Source organism: Thalassotalea fonticola, from assembly GCF_032911225.1.
GTDB classification, from domain to species: Bacteria; Pseudomonadota; Gammaproteobacteria; order Enterobacterales; family Alteromonadaceae; genus Thalassotalea_A; species Thalassotalea_A fonticola.
Genome location: NZ_CP136600.1, coordinates 2290338 through 2312181, shown reverse-complemented (window position 1 = coordinate 2312181; position 21844 = coordinate 2290338). Strand labels below are relative to the sequence as shown.

15 protein-coding genes are annotated in these 21844 nt (G+C 37.9%); 5 read left to right on the top strand and 10 right to left on the bottom strand.

What is annotated here, in order from left to right; translation table 11 throughout:
- Nucleotides 1-42 precede the first annotated feature (42 nt).
- The 6 genes from RI844_RS09435 to RI844_RS09410 form a co-directional block, all read right to left on the bottom strand.
- Nucleotides 43-3180, bottom strand: coding sequence for a hypothetical protein (locus RI844_RS09435; RefSeq protein ID WP_348398196.1), 3138 nt, complete (start codon nt 3178-3180; stop codon nt 43-45).
- Between the two features lie 213 nt (nt 3181-3393).
- Nucleotides 3394-5958 (bottom strand): beta-glucosidase, encoded by a 2565-nt coding sequence (locus RI844_RS09430; protein ID WP_348398195.1) that lies wholly within the window; start codon nt 5956-5958, stop codon nt 3394-3396.
- 32 nt (nt 5959-5990) lie between these two features.
- Nucleotides 5991-7460: a sulfatase gene (locus RI844_RS09425; protein WP_348398194.1), complete on the bottom strand. Its 1470-nt coding sequence runs from the start codon at nt 7458-7460 to the stop codon at nt 5991-5993.
- Nucleotides 7461-7572: 112 nt separating this feature from the next.
- Nucleotides 7573-8652, bottom strand: coding sequence for an SGNH/GDSL hydrolase family protein (locus RI844_RS09420; protein ID WP_348398193.1), 1080 nt, complete (start codon nt 8650-8652; stop codon nt 7573-7575).
- Between the two features lie 10 nt (nt 8653-8662).
- Nucleotides 8663-10297 (bottom strand): sulfatase family protein, encoded by a 1635-nt coding sequence (locus RI844_RS09415; RefSeq protein ID WP_348398192.1) that lies wholly within the window; start codon nt 10295-10297, stop codon nt 8663-8665.
- Nucleotides 10298-10309: 12 nt separating this feature from the next.
- A complete protein-coding gene (locus RI844_RS09410) occupies nt 10310-11338 on the bottom strand; it encodes a LacI family DNA-binding transcriptional regulator (protein WP_348398191.1) in 1029 nt (342 codons plus the stop codon).
- 284 nt (nt 11339-11622) lie between these two features.
- Here RI844_RS09410 and fucP point away from each other — a divergent pair, with 284 nt between their 5' ends.
- Complete coding sequence (fucP, locus tag RI844_RS09405) at nt 11623-12924, top strand: L-fucose:H+ symporter permease (RefSeq protein ID WP_348398190.1); 1302 nt, start codon at nt 11623-11625, stop codon at nt 12922-12924.
- 5 nt (nt 12925-12929) lie between these two features.
- Nucleotides 12930-14108, top strand: a complete 1179-nt coding sequence (locus RI844_RS09400; protein ID WP_348398189.1) for an endo-1,4-beta-xylanase — start codon at nt 12930-12932, stop codon at nt 14106-14108.
- 46 nt (nt 14109-14154) lie between these two features.
- Here RI844_RS09400 and RI844_RS09395 read toward each other — a convergent pair whose 3' ends face one another.
- Nucleotides 14155-14940, bottom strand: a complete 786-nt coding sequence (locus RI844_RS09395; RefSeq protein ID WP_348398188.1) for a ribonuclease H family protein — start codon at nt 14938-14940, stop codon at nt 14155-14157.
- Between the two features lie 182 nt (nt 14941-15122).
- Here RI844_RS09395 and RI844_RS09390 point away from each other — a divergent pair, with 182 nt between their 5' ends.
- Together RI844_RS09390 and RI844_RS09385 are read left to right on the top strand one after the other, a co-directional pair.
- Nucleotides 15123-15533 (top strand): VF530 family protein, encoded by a 411-nt coding sequence (locus RI844_RS09390; RefSeq protein ID WP_348398187.1) that lies wholly within the window; start codon nt 15123-15125, stop codon nt 15531-15533.
- Nucleotides 15534-15640: 107 nt separating this feature from the next.
- A complete protein-coding gene (locus RI844_RS09385) occupies nt 15641-16828 on the top strand; it encodes a GGDEF domain-containing protein (protein ID WP_348398186.1) in 1188 nt (395 codons plus the stop codon).
- 9 nt (nt 16829-16837) lie between these two features.
- On the opposite strand, the gene RI844_RS09380 is transcribed toward RI844_RS09385, so the two are convergent.
- From RI844_RS09380 to RI844_RS09370, 3 genes are all read right to left on the bottom strand, one after another.
- Nucleotides 16838-16981 carry a hypothetical protein gene (locus tag RI844_RS09380; RefSeq protein ID WP_348398185.1) on the bottom strand — a complete coding sequence of 48 codons (144 nt, stop codon included), beginning with the start codon at nt 16979-16981 and terminating at the stop codon, nt 16838-16840.
- 95 nt (nt 16982-17076) lie between these two features.
- On the bottom strand, nt 17077-18699 hold the full coding sequence (locus RI844_RS09375) for a putative Ig domain-containing protein (protein ID WP_348398184.1): 1623 nt from the start codon (nt 18697-18699) through the stop codon (nt 17077-17079).
- A gap of 154 nt (nt 18700-18853) precedes the next feature.
- Nucleotides 18854-20902, bottom strand: coding sequence for a beta-propeller domain-containing protein (locus RI844_RS09370; protein WP_348398183.1), 2049 nt, complete (start codon nt 20900-20902; stop codon nt 18854-18856).
- A gap of 357 nt (nt 20903-21259) precedes the next feature.
- Between RI844_RS09370 and RI844_RS09365 the strand changes: the two genes are divergently transcribed.
- Nucleotides 21260-21826 carry a methyltransferase domain-containing protein gene (locus tag RI844_RS09365; protein WP_348398182.1) on the top strand — a complete coding sequence of 189 codons (567 nt, stop codon included), beginning with the start codon at nt 21260-21262 and terminating at the stop codon, nt 21824-21826.
- The last annotated feature ends 18 nt before the right edge of the window (nt 21827-21844 follow it).

Here is a 21844-nt window from a genome sequence, read left to right as displayed (position 1 = left end):
GGCACATTACTGTGCCTTTAAAGCGATTTGTACTACTAAGTATTATTTACAAAAACGTCTGCGAATAAATGCTGGTACTAGCAACGCTAATAACCACCAAGTAGCACCACCATCTTCACCTTCTGGGTAAATTTCATCTTCAGTATTTTCAGTAGCAATTGGCGTTAAAGTATGAGAAACAGTCTGCGTAACAACATGTGTTGCACGATTCATATCCGTAACAGTAATAGAAAGCTCAATTACACTACCTGCCTGAAAATCAAAACGGTCAATACTGAACTCTCGGCCATTGGCCTCAGTTTCTTCTAATGGGTAATCTACGCCGTCGACGGTCATGCTCCACAGGTAAGTAAACGAGTCCATTTCAACATCTTGAACACCTAATACTAAGTTACCGTCAGTATCTTCATAACCAACAGAGAATGTTGTAACGTCAGCATCAATAGCTGTTTTAACTATATTTACTTCAGGTAATTGGTTAGTGATAACATTCCACGTTTTTGTTGCGGTATCTTTACCATCACTTACTGTTAGGGTGATCTCAAGTGATGTGCCAGGCTCTGGATAATCACTATTTTTAATTGAAAGGGCACTTGTTGTATCATCTAAAGCAATACCGTTAACTGTCCAAGCATAAGAAATAATATCATCTTCATCGATGTCGAAGACATCTGCAGTGAAAGTGATGCTATCTGCTAGGTTATCAGTTGTCGGCTCAGTGTCGCTAATTTGTGGTACAAAGTTTTGTTTCTCACCAGGCATTTGCACAACAGTTTGTTTCACTAATGACTCGTCGTCTATTGTTTCAGCAACAACTTTAACTAATACTTGAAAGCCTTCTGGATAATCAGCAACGGTTATAGCAATCGAATTTCCACTTTCACCCAATTCAGTTTCAGAGCCATCAGGTTGTCTAACAAGCCAGCGATAGGTAACATTGGTATCTGCAATCGCATCAGCTGTAACCATAAAGCTAGCGCCATTATCGACAACTTCTAATTCGCTCGGTATTAATGGTGTAAAGCTGGTATCAAGAGCATTTGCAATTAAATCATTATCTAAGTCATCATCATATGCATCCCAAATGCCGTCAGCATCTAAATCAACGCTATTATCCCCCAATGGTGATTCATCTAAACCGTCCTTAATACTGTCGTTATCATCATCCATATCTAGAACATCGATAATAAGATCTTCGTCAGTATCGTGATTTTCAACAAAGCTTACTTCAAGATCATCAATTATTAGTTCAAGTTCACCTGTGCCTTTTGCTTTTAAAGCAAGTTCAGGTTGGAAATGTGTTATAGCTTCTTCTAATTCAGTAAATGATTCAACTCTTACCCAACCATTATTAAAGAGCAGCTCTTCTTTCGCAATGCCATCTTCGTTCGCTGTATTCACATAATAACCAGGACGCTTTGTAACTTTAGTACCATCTTCATAACTGTGTTTTACTAATCCACGGATAAAGATTTTGTCCAGTACAGATAAGTCGTCGATGCCTGAGAGTTTTAACCATGCTGAAATACGGACAATTGTTGCTTCATTACCTTGCGGGATCAGAATTTCAGGGCCGGTGATTCGGGTCTCTGAACTTGTTTCAATGATCTTATACATTGGCGATTCTTCGCCATTTCTATCAGTTGCTACCAGCTTATTTGCATCCCAGTTACCTGTATTAGGTACAATGTTATCACCAAGATTATCTAGAACATTAGTTCCTTTCAAACTTCCATAGGCGTTGTCAGGGTAGAAATCAGCAGCATTTTCCCAGCCATCTCCATCTAAATCAAGTGGGGTAGAATTAGCATTAAGTGGATCACTACCTGCCTCTTCTTCAACTTGATCTGAGTAGCTGTCTTCGTCAGAATCAAAATCAGTATCTAAGATTAAACCATTACACTCTGCAAGGTCAGCACCTTCAATAACATTGCCTTCTTTACATTCGGCAACGATAAAGCTTTCAGGTTGACCATCTAAATCAACATCTAAGTATGCTTCGTAACGGTCGATCATAGTTGCAGCATCAAGTATTAACTCTGATGATTCTTGACATACATCATCACAAGAAACGTTATATTGATCCGGGTAGCCATCATCGTCGCTATCCATAGATGCATCGGCATTTTCTGGGAAGCTATCTGTGCCGTTGTAGATTGAACCTGAGCTTAGTAAAGAGTTTTCATAACCATCGCCATCTAAATCAATTGGAGTTTTATTAATATCATTTACATCACTGCCTTCGGCGATTTCTTCCGCATCGAAATAGCCATCACCGTCAGTATCTACACTGCCAGGATTATCAAACGGGTCTTCATGGTCTGTACCTGCTGCAATTTCTTCAGTGTTCAGGTAGCCATCATCATCATTATCAGCATTTAAAGGTGTAATATCGATATCATTTGGATCACTGAAAACTGCATTTTCATCATCATCTGAGAAGCCATCGCCATCTGTATCAGGGGCATTACTTACAGGTTCATAATTATCAAAATCGACATCAGAAAACATTATTACGTTATCTACTAAAACTTCGTTACCATCTTCGGTTGCCATAAAGAATGCGATATCACCTGTATAAGGAACATCAAAGTTGATATTACCGGTAAGATCAAACTCTTTACTAACAGTTTCCCAATCACCAGCTGCTGTTGGCATGTCTATATTTAAATAGGCATATTTTGATGGATCTGCTTTTTTAGGAATTTTAATTCTCAGTCGGTCAGCTTTACTGCCGCCTGCGGCTAAAACTTTTATATCTGCTTTTAAATAAAGTTTAGTAACACCTGTTACGCTAACAAATTCAGGGTCGGCTTTACGAGTCCCTTTTGCCAGCTTTGAATTTAATGAATAAGTACTACCATCACCGGTATCAGTGCTACGCGAGAAATTTGCAAAGCCCCAAGTGTAGTCTGCTTCTGTATCACATAAAGATGCAGGGTTCGCGGTGAAATAATCATTATTGGCATCCACATCTTTGATACAGGTTTCTAAGGTACCATTGTGAAGCAAGTTCAAACCAGTTTCTGACTTATGACTCATTACTGTTTCACCAGAGGTACTTAAGTCTGGGAAATTTGGATCTTCAGCTGCGTGTACAGCAACTGGTAGCGTTAACGCTAAAGCTATCGCTTTAGTTAAACTAGATAATTTAACGGAACTTTGTTTTGTGGATTTCATATTTACTCCCCCGGAGCCTTAGTTTTTAAAATCGCGTTTCTACATTTATTTTTTTAGCGATTGATATAAAAATTGTTCAGTATGTAATCTATCATATTTGACATCGTTATCAAGAGAAATATTTACATATCTTTACAGATTGACTTTGAGCTAACAAAAAGGCCTGAAAATATTAACATTTTCAGGCCTTTATTAACGTTGTATTAAATATTGTTACTGATAATTAAAACTGTCAGAAAGTTTGATATTTGCTACAGAAGAGCCAATCATTACCTCAAACTTACCAGATTCTATCAGCCAGTCATTGCTGTTAACGTCCCAGAAAGACAGGTCTCGAGGTTTTAGCACCATGCTAACTGTTTTGCTCTCTCCCGGGTTTAACCAGACCTTTTTAAACCCTTTAAGTTCTTTCGCTGGACGGTCAACACTGGCCTCTACATCATTAAGGTAAAGTTGGACAATTTCGGCACCGCCGACATCACCTGTATTGGTAATTGTTACGCTTACATCTAATGTGCCACCCTCAGTGAAAGATGCGCTTGAAAGTTCAACCTTGTCATAACTAAATGAGGTATAGGATAAACCATGGCCAAACGGGAATATAGGTTCAATATTTTGTTGTTCAAACCAGCGGTAACCGATAAATACACCTTCTTTGTAAAATGACTCTTTTGAGTTGTAATCGTTTAGTGCGATTGCCGCAGTATCTTCTAAAGCTACGGGTAAAGTGATCGGCATTTTACCGCTTGGATTAATGTCTCCAAAAATAGCATCTGCATAAGCGTGGCCGCCTTCCATACCGCCGTACCAGCCCCACATAATAGCTTTCGCATCGTTTACCCATGGCATTTCAACCGCCGAGCCGGCATTTAAAAATACCACTGTGTCAGGGTTTGCGCTGAGCAGATTAGAAATAACTTCATCTTGACCATTTGGTAGTTTCATATCTACCCGGTCTTGCGATTCACGATCATCCGCATGGCTTAAACCACCAAAGTAAATAACGGCATCTGCAACTTTTGCAGCAGCAATGTAGTCTTCTTTACTGGCAAATAAACTACTAGGTGCATCCCAGCCTAAAACAAAGTTTTGATTGCCATCGTATTGAATTTCAAATTTGTACTCTTTGTCTGTGCTTAGCTCAAGAGGGTAGTTGAACTCCTTTCCATCTTCACTTGAGTGAGCTAACACTTTTTTGCCATTTACTTTTAATCTAAAATCACCAATAGTACTTAGTTTCAAGGTATGTACGCCTGACTCTAATGGCTTGATGGTGGTTTTCATGGTGACATGCTCCATGCTTGAATCTGCTGGTGCGGTATAAGCAGAATCTGGAACCCATGACCAATGCTTCCAGTTTTTACGCGCTTTTTCTTTCCAGTTTGACACTTGCCATGCTGGTGTTCCTGTACCTGGGTTACTCTTAATTATGTAATCACCAGCAATTGCTGGAATGCCGGTATCTGGGCGGGTACGTAGCATAGTAATGTTTACGTCACCTCCAAGTTTTGCTTGTAACCCTTGCAATGGCGTAATTTCATACAGTGATTTTACTTGTGAAGAACCACCACCTTTACCATGTGCTCTGTCGGTATTAGGACCAAGTACTAAGATATTTTTAACGCTATCTTTATCTAATGGTAATACACTTTCGTTTTTCAGTAATACGATACCTTCTTCTGCTATTTTACGCGCAGCTTCTCGGTGTTCTGGAATATTACGTTGTCCAGATAAACGATTTTTGTCCATCATGCCAATGCGAAGTTGCACCCGTAATATACGACGAACCTTATCATCTAATACTGCAACCGGGATTTTGCCTTCTTTAAGCATTTTTAAAAATGGCTGAGCTAATTTATAGTCATCATAACTATCAGCACGAGTACCCATTTCAATATCTAGACCGTTCATAGCAGCGTCATAGGTATTAATATTCACGTCCCAATCAGTTAAAAGTACGCCATCAAAGCCCCATTCACCTTTTAAAATATCATTCACTAAGTGTTTGCTTTGATTGGCGTTTGTGCCGCGAAAACTATTGTATGCGCCCATAATGGTATAAACATCGGCTTCTTTTACGCCGGCTTCAAAAACAGGTAAGTAAACTTCACGTAACGTGCGTTCATCCGGTATAGCGTCAACTTTTTGACGATTTAATTCTTGAGTATTTAGGGCGTAATGTTTTAAGTTAGCGGCGACATCGTTTGCTTGAATGGCTTTGATTTCTGGAATGACCATAATTGATGCAAGATAAGGATCTTCTCCAAAATATTCAAAGTTACGACCATAAGTTGGTAAGCGCGCCAAGTTAACACCTGGTCCTAAAATTACGTCTTTACGGCGATGCCTAGCTTCAGCGCCAAGAACGTTGCCGTGCAGTTTTGCCATTTCTGGATTCCAACTTGCCGCTACGGTAGTTAGTGGGGGTAAGTAAGTTGACTGATCATCAGTCCAACCCGCAGATTTCCAACTGTCCCGAGATACCTCTTGGCGAACTCCATGAGGACCATCACTCATCCACATTTCGTGGATACCTAAGCGTTCTACAGATGCTATGGCAAATTTACTGTTTGCATGAACCAGCGATACTTTTTCTTCCAAAGTAAGTTGTGCAAGTAACTTTTCAACACCTTGCTCAACAGTTGCTAGGCGATCGGCCAAGCGCTGAGTTAATGGGTTAACTTGTTCGGCAGTGGGAGCATTAGTGTTAACTTCTGCGCAAGATATTACTCCGGCGCTTAACATCGCAGCTGCGATTAATTTTAGTTTAAAGTTCATTTAATTTTCCTGAAATTTTTATCAACGATAAATTATGATTTATTAGCTAAGTCGATTTGTTGCTGAAGTTGTTTTTTTAAATTGGCGACAACATTTTTATATTTTTCTTGTTCTGCAATATTGACCAATTCTTGTGGATCAACTTGGTGGTCATACAGCATGCGAGCGGTAACTTTACCTTGTTTGTTGCGCCACTCGGTATAGTGGAAACGTACAGTGCGAATAGTATCTGCAGTTTTCCAGCGAGTGAATACGGCATCTTTGCCCTTAGCCTTTGGGTCTTTTAATTGCGGTACAAGGCTTGTTCCATCGATATTGTTCATAGTTGGAATATTTGATAACTCAACTAGTGTTGGGTAAATATCGACAGACTCAACAACACCTTCAACTGAGGTTCCTGTAGGCATTGTTGGCGCCTTAATAATGAGTGGAATTTGGTTGGCAACATTAAATGATGAATGTTTAGCCCATAAACCATGTTCGCCTAAGCTCCAACCATGATCGCCCCAAACAACTACAATGGTATTCTCGTCAAGTTCAAGAGCATCTAATTCCGCCAATACTAAGCCTATTAATGCATCAGAATAGCTTGTTGCTGCATAGTAGCCATGAACTAAATTTTGTGCCTTGTCTGCAGGGATAGGACCTTCAGTAGGAATGTCGTAATAATTTCGTAACTCGCCCCAAGTATGTTTTGCTTGCTGTGGTGCTGTTTCGGGTAATGAATTTGTTTTTGCTACTGGCAAGTCTTCAGGTTTGTACATATCCCAATATTTTTGTGGCGAATTAAAAGGAAGGTGTGGTTTTTTAAGGCCTACAGCTAAAAAGAAGGGCTGTTTTGCTTCTTTAAACTGTTGTAACTCTTTAATTGCCTGCTCGGCAATTTGGCCGTTCAGGTAAGTGAAGTCACTAACATCAGCACTTTCATAAGCTAAACTGTTTTTATCTGTTTTATCGAAAATGTCGTTGGCACTTTGAGTTTGGTAATCATGGCGTATTTTTAAGTTAGCACGAGCATTTTTTTTACCTTTAAGTTTCAATTTATCACTAGGACGCCATGGAGCTTTTGACCAACCAGCTTTTTTATCAAATTGGTTGTTGAATACTTTACCAAGGCTTACTGTTGTATAGCCATTATCTTTAAAATGTTGAGCAAGACTTACTGCTTGCGGTGTATCTTTATCTGCGGTGTTGAACGCTAAAAAGCGGTCTTTAGTCCCTCTAATGCCAGTTAGCAAGCTCGCTCGAGATGCACCACAAACTGGGATATTACTGTAGGCTCTATTAAATGCGACACCATTAGTGGCGAGTTTGTCAATATTTGGTGTTTTAGGAGCTTGCTCAGCATAAGGTCCATAATTAACCCGCATATCATCAACCATTAGAAAAAGCACATTAGGCTTACTTTGTGAAGACGTTGGCTGCTTGGCAATTGCAGGTACTGTGAAGCTTAAAGCTAAAGTTGCAGAGCCTAACCAAGTTAAGATTGTTTTTGTACGCATAATGCACCTGGTAATTATTTTTTGAGATTAATAGAATACAGAGTTTGACAACGGTGTCAATTGCTGTTGTGTTTTACCGTGTAAAGTTTTTGTAAAATAGCTTAATTGAAAATTATTTTATTAATTTGATTAATTGTTCAGCAAATAAACGAGCGCCATTTATGCCTAGATGCACCGGGTCTTTAGGGTTATCTTCTCGTAAATTTTTAACTGAGGTTATTTTATCACCCTCAATGACATTAATGTTAATGTCGCCAGAGAGTTGTCTTGCTTTTACAACATCAATTACTGCTTGACGATAAGCTTGCATTGGTTGGTTAACATGCTTGGCCTTTGTCGATTTTGTAAAAAGTGGTGTAATGCAATATATGGTCGTTTCAGGGTGATATTTGCGGATACTGGTTAACATTCGCTCTAAATTTGATTGATACACTGCAACATCGGCTTTTGGAGAATTCCAGTCATTGTAACCAATTAGCAAAGTTAATAGTTTAATATCATCGAAGTCTTTTAACATTTCAGCCGTTGGAATTGATGTTTTGCCACCACCTACAGCAATATTAAATAGTTCTAGATCAAGCGCTTGTGAAACAATGTAAGGGTAGGTCAACTGCGTAGCTGAACCTTGACCGACTCCATGAGTAATAGAGTCACCCATGGCAACGTATTTAGCTTTTCGTGCTGATTTAATTGCTAAAAGTTCACTATCATCATCTAAAGTGATAGCTTTTAGCGCCACATTAGACCAACTTGGTAACGTTAAACGATATTCTTTATATTGCTTGCTGCCACTGTCATATGTGAGCGCAAACTTTTTATCTTTTCGTTTAAACTTAAACGTTTTAACTAATCGGTCATTTTCATAAAGGGCAAACTCTGAGCCCCTATTTTCTTTTGGAAGAGGAATAAATTCAAAGTTTATTTCTTGGCTTTTCGTTGCTAAATTAATGACAATTCCGGATGTTGTTTGTGCTTTTACCGGGTTAAAGGCCAACTTCATTTTAGGTACGGCCAAGGTTGCTTTACTATGCCGAGTAAAGCTCACTTGCTTGTCTTGATGATAGACGTAATTTGTACCTAAATAACGGATGTTTTCACTGGTTAAATCAACTGTTTTAGCAGCAATTGCAGGCGTTATGTTTGCGCAGAAAATTAATACTGCCGCTGTAAATATTTGCTTTAAATTAATCATTAGATTCTTCTTATTTAGTCACAGTGATATGAATTTCTGGGCTTTCTTGCCAGCCATAACGTATCGCTTTGGCCGTGATTTGATCACCGTTTTCAACTACAAATGGTTGATTATAAACACGCCATTTACCCTTGTTAAGTTGATAGCCAAGAGAGGCGCCATTATTGCTATTTGCTAGTACCGCTAAGTTTTTGTTATTCACTGTAATTGTTGGCTCTGGGGTAACCGGTTGATTACCGTGTGGCCAAAACATATTGGCTTGCTCAATTTCTTTTAATTTACTGTAATCTTTTACTTTGTGCTGCCAGTTAGTAAGGGCACTGCGCATCTGCATTAATTGCTGTTTATAAGCAGGGTCTTCGGCAAGATTAATTACTTCATCCGGGTCGTTGATTATGCTGTACAGCTCTTCTTTGGGTCTTGGTAAAAACCAAGCTTTTTGTGCATCATTCATTTCACCGTTTGCCAGAGTACGCCATAACTCACCCATAATAGGCAGCTGTTCACGATAGGCTAATCTAGTGCCACCTGGTTTATTCGGTAAATAGTTGCGAATGTATTTAAACTCGCTACTTCTAACGGCACGTTCATAAAAATATTGTTCATCAAGTCTATCTTTAGAAGCAAAAACATACTCGCGCTTAGTTAAAGTATTATCTGCTAATAGTGCCGAGCCTTGAATGTAACCAGGTACATCAACATTAGCCATAGTTAAAATTGATGGCGCTAAATCAACAAAGCTAATTAATTGTTCATTAACAGCGTGTTTTGCCATATTCTCAGGTCGATATTTTTCTGGCCAATGCACTACTAAAGGTACTTTTATACCGCTGTCATAAATTTCACGTTTGCCTCGTGGTAGGCCATCACCGTGATCTGTGGTCCAAATTACAATGGTCTCGTCGGCTAAACCTTCTGCTTTTAATCGTTTTAATATTGCACCAACTTGTCTGTCCATTGCTGATACATTGTTATAAACCTGAGCAATAGCTTCTCTAACAACTTTGGTGTCTGGGTAATAAGCCGGAACCGTAACTTGTTCAGGTTTGATTGTTTGTTTGACAATGCCTTTGGCTACGTTATTTTTAATTTTTTCAGGAAACAGGGCGCTTTCATGGCTTATGTTGAAATGATACATGCCAAAGAACGGCTGATCTTGTTCTCTACCTTGCCAGTCTGGTTTACTGCCTTCGTAATCCCATATTGTAAAAGGACCAGTGTTTGCTGATATTTCGCTAAATTGGTAATCTAATTTTGATGATACAAAAGTGTAATAGCCATTTTTACGTAATAGCTCAGGAAAGGCTTTAATGTTTTCATCTGGAACGGCGCGGTATGAAGACTCTTTGTAATCTCTTGTTCGCATATGTTGACCACCAATACTCGCTTGGTGAACACCGGTGATCAAACCTGTACGGCTAGGTGCGCACACACCAGCAGTTGTAAAAGAGTTTGGGTATAGAACACTTTTTTCAGCAAGTGCGTCAATATTTGGCGTTATGGCTATTTCGTCACCAAATGCTTTAACATGCGAGCTCATGTCTTCAGCTACGAGTAATAAAATGTTGGGTTTTTGCTGCTCAGCAAAACTCACGCTACTAAGTAAAACCGTTGTAGAGATAATAAAATGGCTAAATACTTTCATTGAAATTCTCATTTAATTTGTGGTGCTGTTGCAAATACTAGAGGAATCTCTGAGCACTAATTCACATTCAAATATCGACTGTATTTCGTCCCAGGTCTTTTGTTTTATTTTACAAATAAGCTTCTTTGTTGCCATCTTGCCAAGTAGATGAATGGGTTGTTTTACTGTGGTAATTGCCGGCCAAACCTGTTGTGACACTGATGTATCATCATAACCTGCAATGGTAAGATCTGCAGGTACTGCTAAGTTAAGTTGTTTAGATACTTTCAATACTCCAGCTGCCATACAATCATTACTCGCAAAAATAGCTGTAGGTTTTTGCTTTTGCGCAAGTAGTTGTCTTGCACAATCTTCACCTGATTCAAACGTAAAAAAGCCTTGCTTTATAATTTCTTCGTTTAAGCTTAGGTTATATTCATTAAGAGCTTGTTTATAGCCTGAAAATCGTTTGTCTGTATCTGAGTGATCAGGATGACCTTTAATAAAAGCGATATCTGTATGGCCTAAAGATATCAAGTATTTAGTCATATCATACGCTGCTTTTTGGTCGTCACTGCCTACCGATGGTGAATTATGTTCACTGTAAAATGGTGAGATCCGCGTATATGGAATGCCTTTCTTTTCTAACAGTTCAATCAGTTGCAGATTATCACTAAGGGGAAGGGTAAGAATAACGCCATCTTGTGGTGAAGCTTCTAGAAATGAGCTAACCGTTTCAATTAAATTTTCATTTTTATGATCACAAGGAAATATCTGTAAGTTATATCCCTCTGCATTTCCCTGTTCCATGGCCCCATTTTGTACTTCAAGTATATAGTCAGGGTTAGGATTAGAGTAAAGTAAGGTGAGTATAAAAGTTTTATTGCCTCTTAACCCTCTGGCTTGAGGGTTAGGCTTAAAATTTAATTGGGCTACAGCAGAGTTAACCTTATCTTGCATAATAGGTCTAACATTTGGTTCTTTATTTAAAACTCTCGAGACTGTTTTTACAGACACACCAGCTAAGTCAGCCACATCTCTTATTGTAATTCTTCTACTCAACGTTGGCTTTCCTAATTAAAATCTAACTGATATCGTTCAGTTAAATTGATCGTTATACTTTTCATTGAAAACAACTATGCAATAAAATAGATAACGTTGTCAATACGGGCGGTAAAATTAGAAATTTATATTGATTTACAGGAAAAGCTTCCGTTATAGTGCTACATCAAAAATATTTATACTCGTTAGGTTGTTAATTTAATTTATGGCTAGAATTGCGAGAAATATCATTAAAATGTTTCTAAAATTTAGATTAATCTCATTTTATAAAATAAAGGTTCTGTATGTCTGACTTGCAAACTAAAAGTCAATTGAGCAACACAAACAATTCTGACGTTGGTTTAAGTGCAAATTTCACTTTGATCATTCTAACGTCATTGTTTTTTATGTGGGGTTTTGTTGCCTGTTTGAATGACATATTAATACCGCATTTAAAAAATGTATTTGATCTAAATTATACGCAAGCAATGTTGGTGCAATTTTGCTTTTTTAGTGCTTATTTTCTCGTCTCGATTCCTGCCGGTAATATAGTCAAAAAAATAGGCTATAAGTCAGGAATTATTACTGGCTTGTGTATTGCTGGCACGGGTTGTTTAACGTTTTATCCTGCTGCTGCAATTCAATCGTACCCTATATTTTTACTGGCACTTTTTGTGTTAGCTTCAGGTATCACCTTTTTACAAGTTTCTGCTAATCCATACGTTACTTTACTTGGGCCGGTCAAAACAGCTTCAAGTAGACTGACTTTAACGCAAGCATTTAATTCACTCGGTACGACGATAGCACCGTTGATTGGTGGTGCTTTTATCTTGGCATCTGTAGCACTTGGCGTAGAAGAAATTGCTCAGCTATCGATGGCTGAACAAGCCATAGTAAAAACTGAGCAGGCAAATTCAGTTAAGCTCCCTTACTTAGTTGTTGCCTGCATTTTGTTTTGCTTAGCTGTTATTTTTGTTGCGTTGAAATTGCCCAATTTACATCGAGATGAAAATGACAATAAAACGGATGTAAATGAAGCCAAAATATCAGTATGGAAAACTCCGCACTTGCTTCTTGGTGCCGGAGGGATATTTGTATACGTAGGTGCTGAAGTTGCCATTGGTAGTTTAATTATTAATTTTCTAGGTGAAGAACATATCGTAGGTTTTTCTCAATCACAAGCAGCTAAGTATGTGGCTTATTATTGGGGAGGGGCTATGGTGGGGCGTTTTATCGGCGCAGCAGTAATGCGCTATGTAGCAGCAAACAAAATCCTTACTTTTAATGCGCTTATAGCTGCTGCACTAGTGCTAACCGCAGTGGTTAGCGAAGGTGCCATCGCTATGTGGGCTATTTTAGCTGTGGGGTTATGTAATTCAATAATGTTCCCTACTATTTTTACCTTAGGGATAAAAGATTTAGGAAACTCTACCAGTCAAGGATCTGGTTTAATGTGCCTTGCTATTGCGGGCGGGGCAGTTATTCCAATGATTCAAGGCATGTTCTCAGATTTAATTGGTATTCAATTAGCGTTTATAGTGCCGGTTTTTTGTTATTTATATATCGTATTTTACGGTCTTAAAGGAGCGAGCATCAGGCTCGGATAGTTTAAATGGTTAACACTTTAACAATGAAAAAATCTTTACCAATACTTTTAATCGGTTTGCTCTTTGGTTGTATGCAAGTACAGGCTGATGATGTGGAATCTGAAAGCAATTCAATAAAAGCTCCAGAAGGGAGGCGGTTTAAAGATATCGTGGCAGATAAGTATCCTGAAAATGTCTATATCGGTGGAACGATTCAATATGGAGAATTGTTTGGCCCTAAAGGTGAGTTGCTAAATAATGAATTTAGTTATATTACTCCGGCAAATATCTATAAGCAGTCACATATTCACTCTGCTCCAGGCAAATGGCAATGGCAAAAACCGGATCATTGGATTGCTATCGCCAAGAAAAATAATCAGTTGGTGCGTATACATGGCCCAATAAGCCCGCAAGTATCCAGATGGGCAAAAAATGATAAACGAACAGCACAAGAGTTAGAGACAAACCTTATTGAATTTATGCAAGCATTGGCAGCACGTTACAATAATGAACCTCACGTAAAGTGGTTTGATGTGGTTAATGAAACAATCACTGAAGAAGGGACTTGGTTTGGCCCTAAACCTGGTGTTAAAGAATGGGAAAACCCTTGGACAACTATGGGATTTATTACCGATATTCCTGATCAGTTTCCTTTATTAAAAAAACTGGGTGTACCTAAATATATTGTTCGATCATTTATTGAAGCGAATAAATATGCGCCAAATCTAAAAATGATCATTAACCAGCATAGAATGACAACACCTGAATCAATAGCGTTAATGAAAGAGCTGGTGATTTATCTGCGTTATTTAGGTTTACGCGTTGATGGTATTGGTTGGCAAGCTCATTTTCGCGCCGAGTACACAGAATTTTCAGATCCGGATAGCGACGCGATCAATACGTTTGATCAACTGATAAAATGGTCACACGCCAATAATTTCGAATTTCATGTTACTGAAAACAATATACACTTGAATAAAGATAAGCCATATCAAGCTGAATTAGTAGGTAAAGCGTACGCTAACATTGTGCAAACATTATTAAATAACCGTAAAACCGGCGTTGTATCATGGAATGCTTGGACGATAGCTGACGGCCCACACTTTCGCAACAAAAAGACCATAACAACGGGTATTTGGGATGAAAATTATCAACCGCAAAAAGCCTATTATGATATTCAGAATGTGTTAGAGCAGAGCAAATAGCTAAAGAAGTATTGAAAACCGGCGAATGGCTGGTTTTCATTTATAACTAACCAGACTCCATAGCGAGGATGGTTTTAATATCAAGAGTCTTGGTATAAGAAATAAAGCCTGGCTCTTTTTGTTTTCTTGCTAATACGGCCATTCTGTCTGAAAGTTCATTGCCTTCAATATTGGCATGACCTTTTACGTGAGAGATAATTAAATTAGCGTTTAGTTGTTTATATAAAGTGAAACACTCTTTGATGATCTCGAGGTTTTTAATTTCTTCACCTTTACCTCTAGTCCAACCTTTTGCCTGCCAGCCTTTTGCCCATTTAGTTATGCAATCAATGGAATATTTTGAATCTGATAGAACTTGTACTGTTTGCCCTTTAGCAATGAATGGTGAAGCATAGCGAAATGCTTCTAACATGCCGTTTAATTCGGCGGTATTATTGGTTCCCATTGCTTGGTGTAAACCATACCAAAGCTCTTTTAGCTCATTTTTAACATAAACAGCCATACCTGTACCTGATTTACCGGGGTTAGGTGAGCATGCGCCATCACAATAAATATTAATGTCAGAAATTTTTGCTGGTATCGCCGTTTTAGAGCTACTAGCGGGCTTTGTTTTACTCGTTGTTGTAGATGATTGATTAGGTGATTTCGTTAAAGAACGCTTCATCAGTGCTTTGCTATAGGTAGATTGAAAAGCTGCCTCCGCTTCTGCTTTTGAGGGGAATCCCATAAATTGCGCATCGGCTTGCCCCGATGTTAATGATTGCACCGTAGACCATGCATCAAAGACACCCGTTTTTGTGCCTTTCCAAACAACGTAATATTTTTTAGCCATTAAACTTCTTTATTTTATTTGATATTAAATTCCAACACAGATAATAAAGTGACTATATTTACTTTGCTACTTTATTTTTCCCTTTGCGATTGTTTATTGGATAAAGCTATCTAATTACGCCGACTGAATTTATAATCTAGTTATTGTTTAGGCCATTTATAAATAAAAATTTAGGTAAGTTGATGAGTACAGTTGAAGAACAGCAAAATAATCCATTGCATGGTTTAAAGCTTGATGTGTTGGTTAATGAGTTGGTTGATCATTATGGCTTTGAAATTCTTGCCGCTTATACCAATATCAATTGCTTTAAAACAAACCCAAGTATTACTTCAAGTTTAAAATTCTTAAAGAAAACAGAATGGGCTCGTGAAAAACTTGAAGACTTTTATTTGTATAAATTTAAAAGAATGCCAAAGCCAGACGATAAAGAATTTGAAATGCCACCAAGAGCAAGAGGGTTTAGAGACGGATTAGAACCTAGAGAGCCACTTGCGCTAACGCTTGAACATGCCGAAGAAGTTAGAGTAAAAAAAGCAGAAAAAACACGTTCAAGAAACGCAGGAAAATTTGATCCTTGGGCAAAACATAAATAATTATAACTATTATTCAAAAATAAACTAAAATTACTCTCTAAATAAAACAACATTATGATAATGTTAGATAAATAATAAACTTTTGGCTTGCTAATACGGAGTTTTGTTTGGAAAATGTTGCTAAGGGATTTAAAGCCACATTAAGTAGTTTGCTCATTATTGGAGCCATCTTTTTAGGAGTAATGGAAACTCAACATTTTTGGCTTGCCAAAATTTCTATTTTCGAACAATCTTTATATGGATTGTTCATCATCACTATTTTATTTTCTTCCTACTTTAGCCATAGTAGTATTGCTTTTCTTAGCGCAATTTTAGGCCTGTTTTATATCACCATTAACACCAACATGGCATGGTCAAACTGGCTTGTAGCCAATAATAATTGGTTAGTGGTAAATGGTTTTCTTGTTTGTGGTTTATTAGGCTTAATTAAAGACCGTGGTGTACTGTCAGTGCATGGTTTTTACCAACTAATTTTGATCGTACTTTGTGGTGTTACAGCTTATTTATGGCTGTTTACTTCCGATGTGTTTTTACTGTTTTTAAAAGCCAACGAATACTCTATAACATGGGGGGCATATTTACCTATTGAAGTCCCTTTATTCACCGTTATTTTATTACTCTTATGGCGAAGTATAAGCACTGCAAGTTTGTCAGTGGTTGCTCTTTTAGTGAGTGTGCTGGTATGGAGTTTTGAACATTATCAATTATTAGACTTACCTTGGAGTATTACTCTAACTATATTGGTTAGTTACTATATTTTGGTGGTGGTGGTCGATTCATATTCATTGGCTTATCGTGATGAACTTACCGGCTTGCCATCTAGACGAGCGCTAAAGCAATTATCCCTTTCGTTGGGAAGTTCATACACAATAGCAATGGTTGATATTGATCACTTTAAAAAATTCAATGATAAGTATGGTCATGATATTGGCGATCAAGTATTGAAATTGGTTGCCAGTAAATTAAGCGAAGTGAAAAAGGGCGGCAAAATTTTTCGTTATGGTGGAGAGGAGTTCACTATTGTATTCCCAAGAAAATCACTTGTGCAAAGTAAACAAGAGCTAGAGCGAATACGTAAGTTAATTGCCAAATATAAAATGGTAATTCGTGATCCTAAAAGGCAAACTAAAGAGGAACGATCGAATGGTAAAAGTAACAATAAAAAAGTAAGTGTTACTATTTCTATTGGCGTGGCGATCAGATCTAATAAACAAAATTTTGAACAAACATTAAAAGTTGCCGATCAAGCTTTGTATAAAGCTAAAAAATCAGGGCGTAATAATGTTAGTGTTTAGTTACTTCAATTAAAGCACTAAAAGCAATACAACAAGCAATGGCACCACAATAAATACCGTATAAAGAAAGACATTATCTGACCACTTTGTTTGTGCTTTTACTTCTTTATGCTTGCTTGGCTTTTTCTTCGGTTGTCTTTTTTTAGCTGTCATCTTAGATCTCATCTTATTTTTTTTATGATAATTCTATTATGCACAAAAAATTCATAAAATAGCAGAGACAGCAAATATATATTTTTTAAATGCAATTATAGTTTTCGTCTTATTAAAAAAACGGACAGGGCAAGCGCGAAATAAACGCTACCTCCACCAGAGCTTTTAGGCTCTTCAAGAGTTACCGGGGGGTCAGGCGTTTCATTTTTATAAACAGTGAAGTTTATGTCAGCGCTTGCTTCAGGGGTAATATCATCAGTTACACTTATAACAATACTTATTAAGCCGACATCACTTTCAGGAGGTGTTCCTGCTAATTGCCCTTGAGCAGATATAGATAACCAAGCAGGGCCAGAAACAAGCGAAAAACTTAACAGATCTCCATCATGGTCAGTTACGTAATCAATAAGCTGAATACTAAAATTCTGCTCCGCTAAAACATCGTCTAAAGTAAAGCTTTGTTGCTGCCATTGTGGAGCAGAGTTTGTTTCATCAAAATTCACCTGCACTGTTTGAGAAGCGCTAGATTCATTAAAAGAACGATCGTAAGCGGTAACATAATACTCGTAGCTTACATCAGCTAAAATGTCTGCATCAATAAAGTCATTCGAGTATATATTGTCAGTTAATAACTCAAAAATACCTTCATTTACAGAGCGATAAATTTTATAACCTTGCAGCGCGTCTTCAGAAATGTGATCCCACGATAAGTTAACCACATTATCAGTCTGTGTGGCTGATAAGTTATCAGGACTTTCTGGAGCGCTGGTGTCTACAAGTGTTTTAAAATATTTATTCCCTATAGTAAATTCCCCGGTATAGACTTCGTAACCTGCTTGAACAGACTTAATCCATAAATTTTCATCGGCAACTTTCTCTTGAGCAAGGGCAAGCTCTTCAGCGGGTAGGCTAAGATATTGAATATAGTCAATACCATTATCAACAAAAGTCTTTAACGGGTGGTCTAAATAAGGTGCAACATTATTGTTGTCTATCGGAATATATTTAATGTGAACTTTATTGTTCTTATGTTCATTTGCATGGCCTACAGGATATTGAAAAAACTTATAGCGTACGCCCCATTCATAGTCATCACCGTCTATGTTTAATATGAATGGTTTAAGGCTAGAGTCTGAATTGCGAGCAAACCACCAATAAGAAGTATTATTTTCTTTGGCTTTATCAGTCAGTTCATCTTGTTCATAGCGTTCAAACTCAATTACTATGTCAAAATCTCTGTCACTGGCAACGGGCTCTGAGGTTTCAGTGCCGGCATCAAAAATAACATTGATAGTAGCCCACCATTTATCATTAGCATCAGCTGCATTTATTTGAAAGGTATCCCACTGCAGGCGAAAGCTGTTATCAAGGTTTTGGATTTGCACCGGCATACCAGTTAATGAATAATCACCAGGATGCCAAGCACCACCGCTTTTAACGCCACCTACACCGCCATTTAAATAAGCATCCATGCCGTTGCCGCCAGGATCGGTATAGTCGATAGAAAATGCAGCCCCTAACTCAGTGATCTTAGATGGTTCATAGACCATGTCACTACCATCGTCAAAAAGTTGATTATGCAAAGAATAATGATCGGCTTTAATGATTGCATTTGCTCTGTCTGTTACTGCTGCTTGTGAAAATAAGCTAACTGATAAAAAGATGAGCGTAAGGAAAATTAAAGCTGATTTGCTTTGATAAAGGTTTTTGCTATTCATTTAAATGCCATGGGTTTAATTAGAACATCCACACTAATTTAGTGTAAAAGATACGTTTATAACTAAATTTACTGTTAAATGATTACGTTGTCAATTTCAATGTGGTATTGGCTAATTCATCTGTGTTTTGGATGTTTAAATGTACTATTTAGGTTTACTGAGGGCCCACTGCTAATTCAGGTTGTTGCCATACACCTGAGAAAACGAACGGGCCATGAATGTAATGAATATTATCTACATCGATAACGCTACGGCCACTCGAGTAATAGTATGGGTATTGACGTTCCTGAGCACGTTGCTCTGCTTTGATCACGCCAGTACTACTTAATGGTTTTGTTTCATTTTCTAAGTCAATATCAAAGAGGTATAACCCCGTATGATCCCAACGGCTATAACCGACGCTATCGTCAAAAACGTTTACTTCAACAGGGAAGGCTAAGCGATACTGGTTTGTTGCGGTTTTTAATACTGAAATTGCATGGTGTTCATAAAGTGCCTGGCTCCAGCTGTATCTATCACCAATAACGGTACTGGTTAATTCTTTTGGCTGGTTGAGCTGAGAAATATCAAACAAGCCTAACTTTACTCCATCACGGCCATCACCTTCTTGGCCAATACCAAATAAGTGATCTTTACCAAGTGGGTGTAAATAGGTAGAAAAGCCTGGGATTTCCAGTTCCCCAGCAATAAGGGGATCACTAGCACTAGATAAATCAATAATGTAAAGCGGATCGGTACGCTCAAAGGTTACAACATAAGCCCGCTCTTGGAAAAAACGAACTGCAAAAATATCCTCATTGGCTTTACCTATTTCTTTAGTGCGACGTTCATTAGGTAATTGCCCTATAGCTTCTAGTTGCTTCGTTTCATCATTAGTTTGTAAGATAAATAGCTGATGATCTATCCTGTCACTTTCATCGTCGCTTCTTTTGCTGGTAATAATGCGTACTAAGTCATTGTTTTCATTTATTCTAAACTTAGCCCCTTGACCTAAATAACCAGGGACTATACCCGTTGCACGATAATCTACCCCTTGCTCATTAAGTTGCATTTGCTGGATCACAGTACTGCTATCATTATAATCTTCAGCCCAAATAGTCGAAGTGAGGTAAATGGCCTCTGCTGACATATAAAAGTCGTGGTAGTAGCCGTTAATACAACTAGAACTAAATTGCTCAGGATTGCTTAAATCAAATACACTGATGCTAATGATATTCCCTTGTACTGAACTACTGTTATTATCGGCTGCGATATAACACTCTTCAGGTTGATGAAGTAATTGTGCTTCTTGTTGATTGAAGCGGATCATTGGCAATAACTGCTGGGCAGATAATTCTGCTATTTGTTCTTCATTGGTTTTGTATTCTTCATCGGTTGCAGGGTTAGGGTACTCCAGTTGTGGTTGCCTAGGGTTATACGAACTCACCACATAAAGCTTATTATCGATTCGACGACTTTGTAATAAGTAGCCTTCAATTTCAATTTCGTTACTCAATATAGGAGTTTGGGGAACGCTTACATCATGGTTGTAGATATGCACGCTTGATGTGCTTTGATAATTAGTAATGCCCCAGTCGTTATTCGATTGATTATAATGATAATCATTTGCAAAAACAGTGAGTTGCTGATCGTTTAAGTACATTGATTGAAACTGCTGCTCATCAGGAGATTTAATACGAGCGACTTCATTGGTTTGATTGTTTTCACCAGTTTGCATGATGCGAATGTAAGATTCTTGCGAATACCAAGGTGTATCTTGGATAGGCTCTGCTGCTATGGCATCAACAACACCAACACTGCCAGCATGATTCACTAACACGAAAAGATTATCACCATCATATTTTACTAAATCAGCTTCATCGACCCCAGCTTCAATGGTATTAGTTTTTGAATAGTTTGAATCAGCCTCTGAGGCTGCTGGGCTCTCTACTGCTCCTTCAGCTACAGTGTCGACTGCCACTTCCGGCGCACCATTAAAGTAATAATAATTGGCCGAATAGAGCATATTATTTCTGAGCGTCGTAAGAGTTTCTTCGCTATCATTGGCTTTACGAAAACCTTGTGTAGAGGCTGCAGGAGCAGCTAATTCGAGAACGGTGTACGGTTGCTCATCGTCGGTATTAGAATCACCTCCACAACTTGTCAGTAAAAAACATAGGACAAGGTAATTGACCGATTTAATTATTTTTATATAGGTATCCATACTTAAACTCTTCTACAACAATAGGTATTAATAGTAGCTGATAAACTAAGTTAACCAATAATTTGGTATTTGTCACACTATGACTGTTATTAAGATATCTTGGACGTGCTAGCTACAAAAAACTGGCAGCATTGTTTGGAGCAAATAAAAACTTGAAAAAAGGGGAGTTAAATTGAGCCTGTAGCCTTTCAGGAGGTTGAGGAGCTTTTATCACTTTGTTAATTCTGCTTTGTGAAACTCGGCAATTTCACTGTATAACGTTATTTGTTGAACATTACTTTACAAATGCCATATTTTATCAAGAATGATAAGATGCTGTTCTTTAATGGACTTGGTATAACAAGCTAGAGTTATTTGATGATATCTAATATAAACACCGTTGAACCACATTCGCCTTTACTGGCTGAGTACTTAACTGAAATCAAAAAATTGAATGCTGAGCTTTCAGTACTCGACTTGGCTTGTGGCAGCGGTCGAAATGGTCTGTATCTGGTTAGTAATGGTATCTCGGTTACTTTTGCGGATATAAATGAAACATCACTAGAAAAAATTTCAGAAACAAGTGTTAATTCGCTGCATTTTGGAAAAGCAGAGTTATGGCAAGTAGATTTTGAAGATGAAAATACTAGCCCTTTATCTGATAAAGGTTTTGCTGCAGTTATCGTTTATCGTTATTTACATCGTCCTTTGTTCGACAGCATCAAAGCATCAATACAATCTGGAGGATTGGTTATCTATGAAACCTTTACTACAGAACACCCTCAATTTGGCCGACCTAAAAATCCAAACTTTCTATTAAAACACAATGAACTATTGCAGCAATTTTCTGGTTGGGAAGTGTTGCACTACTTTGAAGGCACTGTGGGTAAAGGTGATGGACAAGGCTCACAAGCAGTAGCACAAATTGTTGCTCGCAAACCTTAAACTCGCAAACTCCCATGT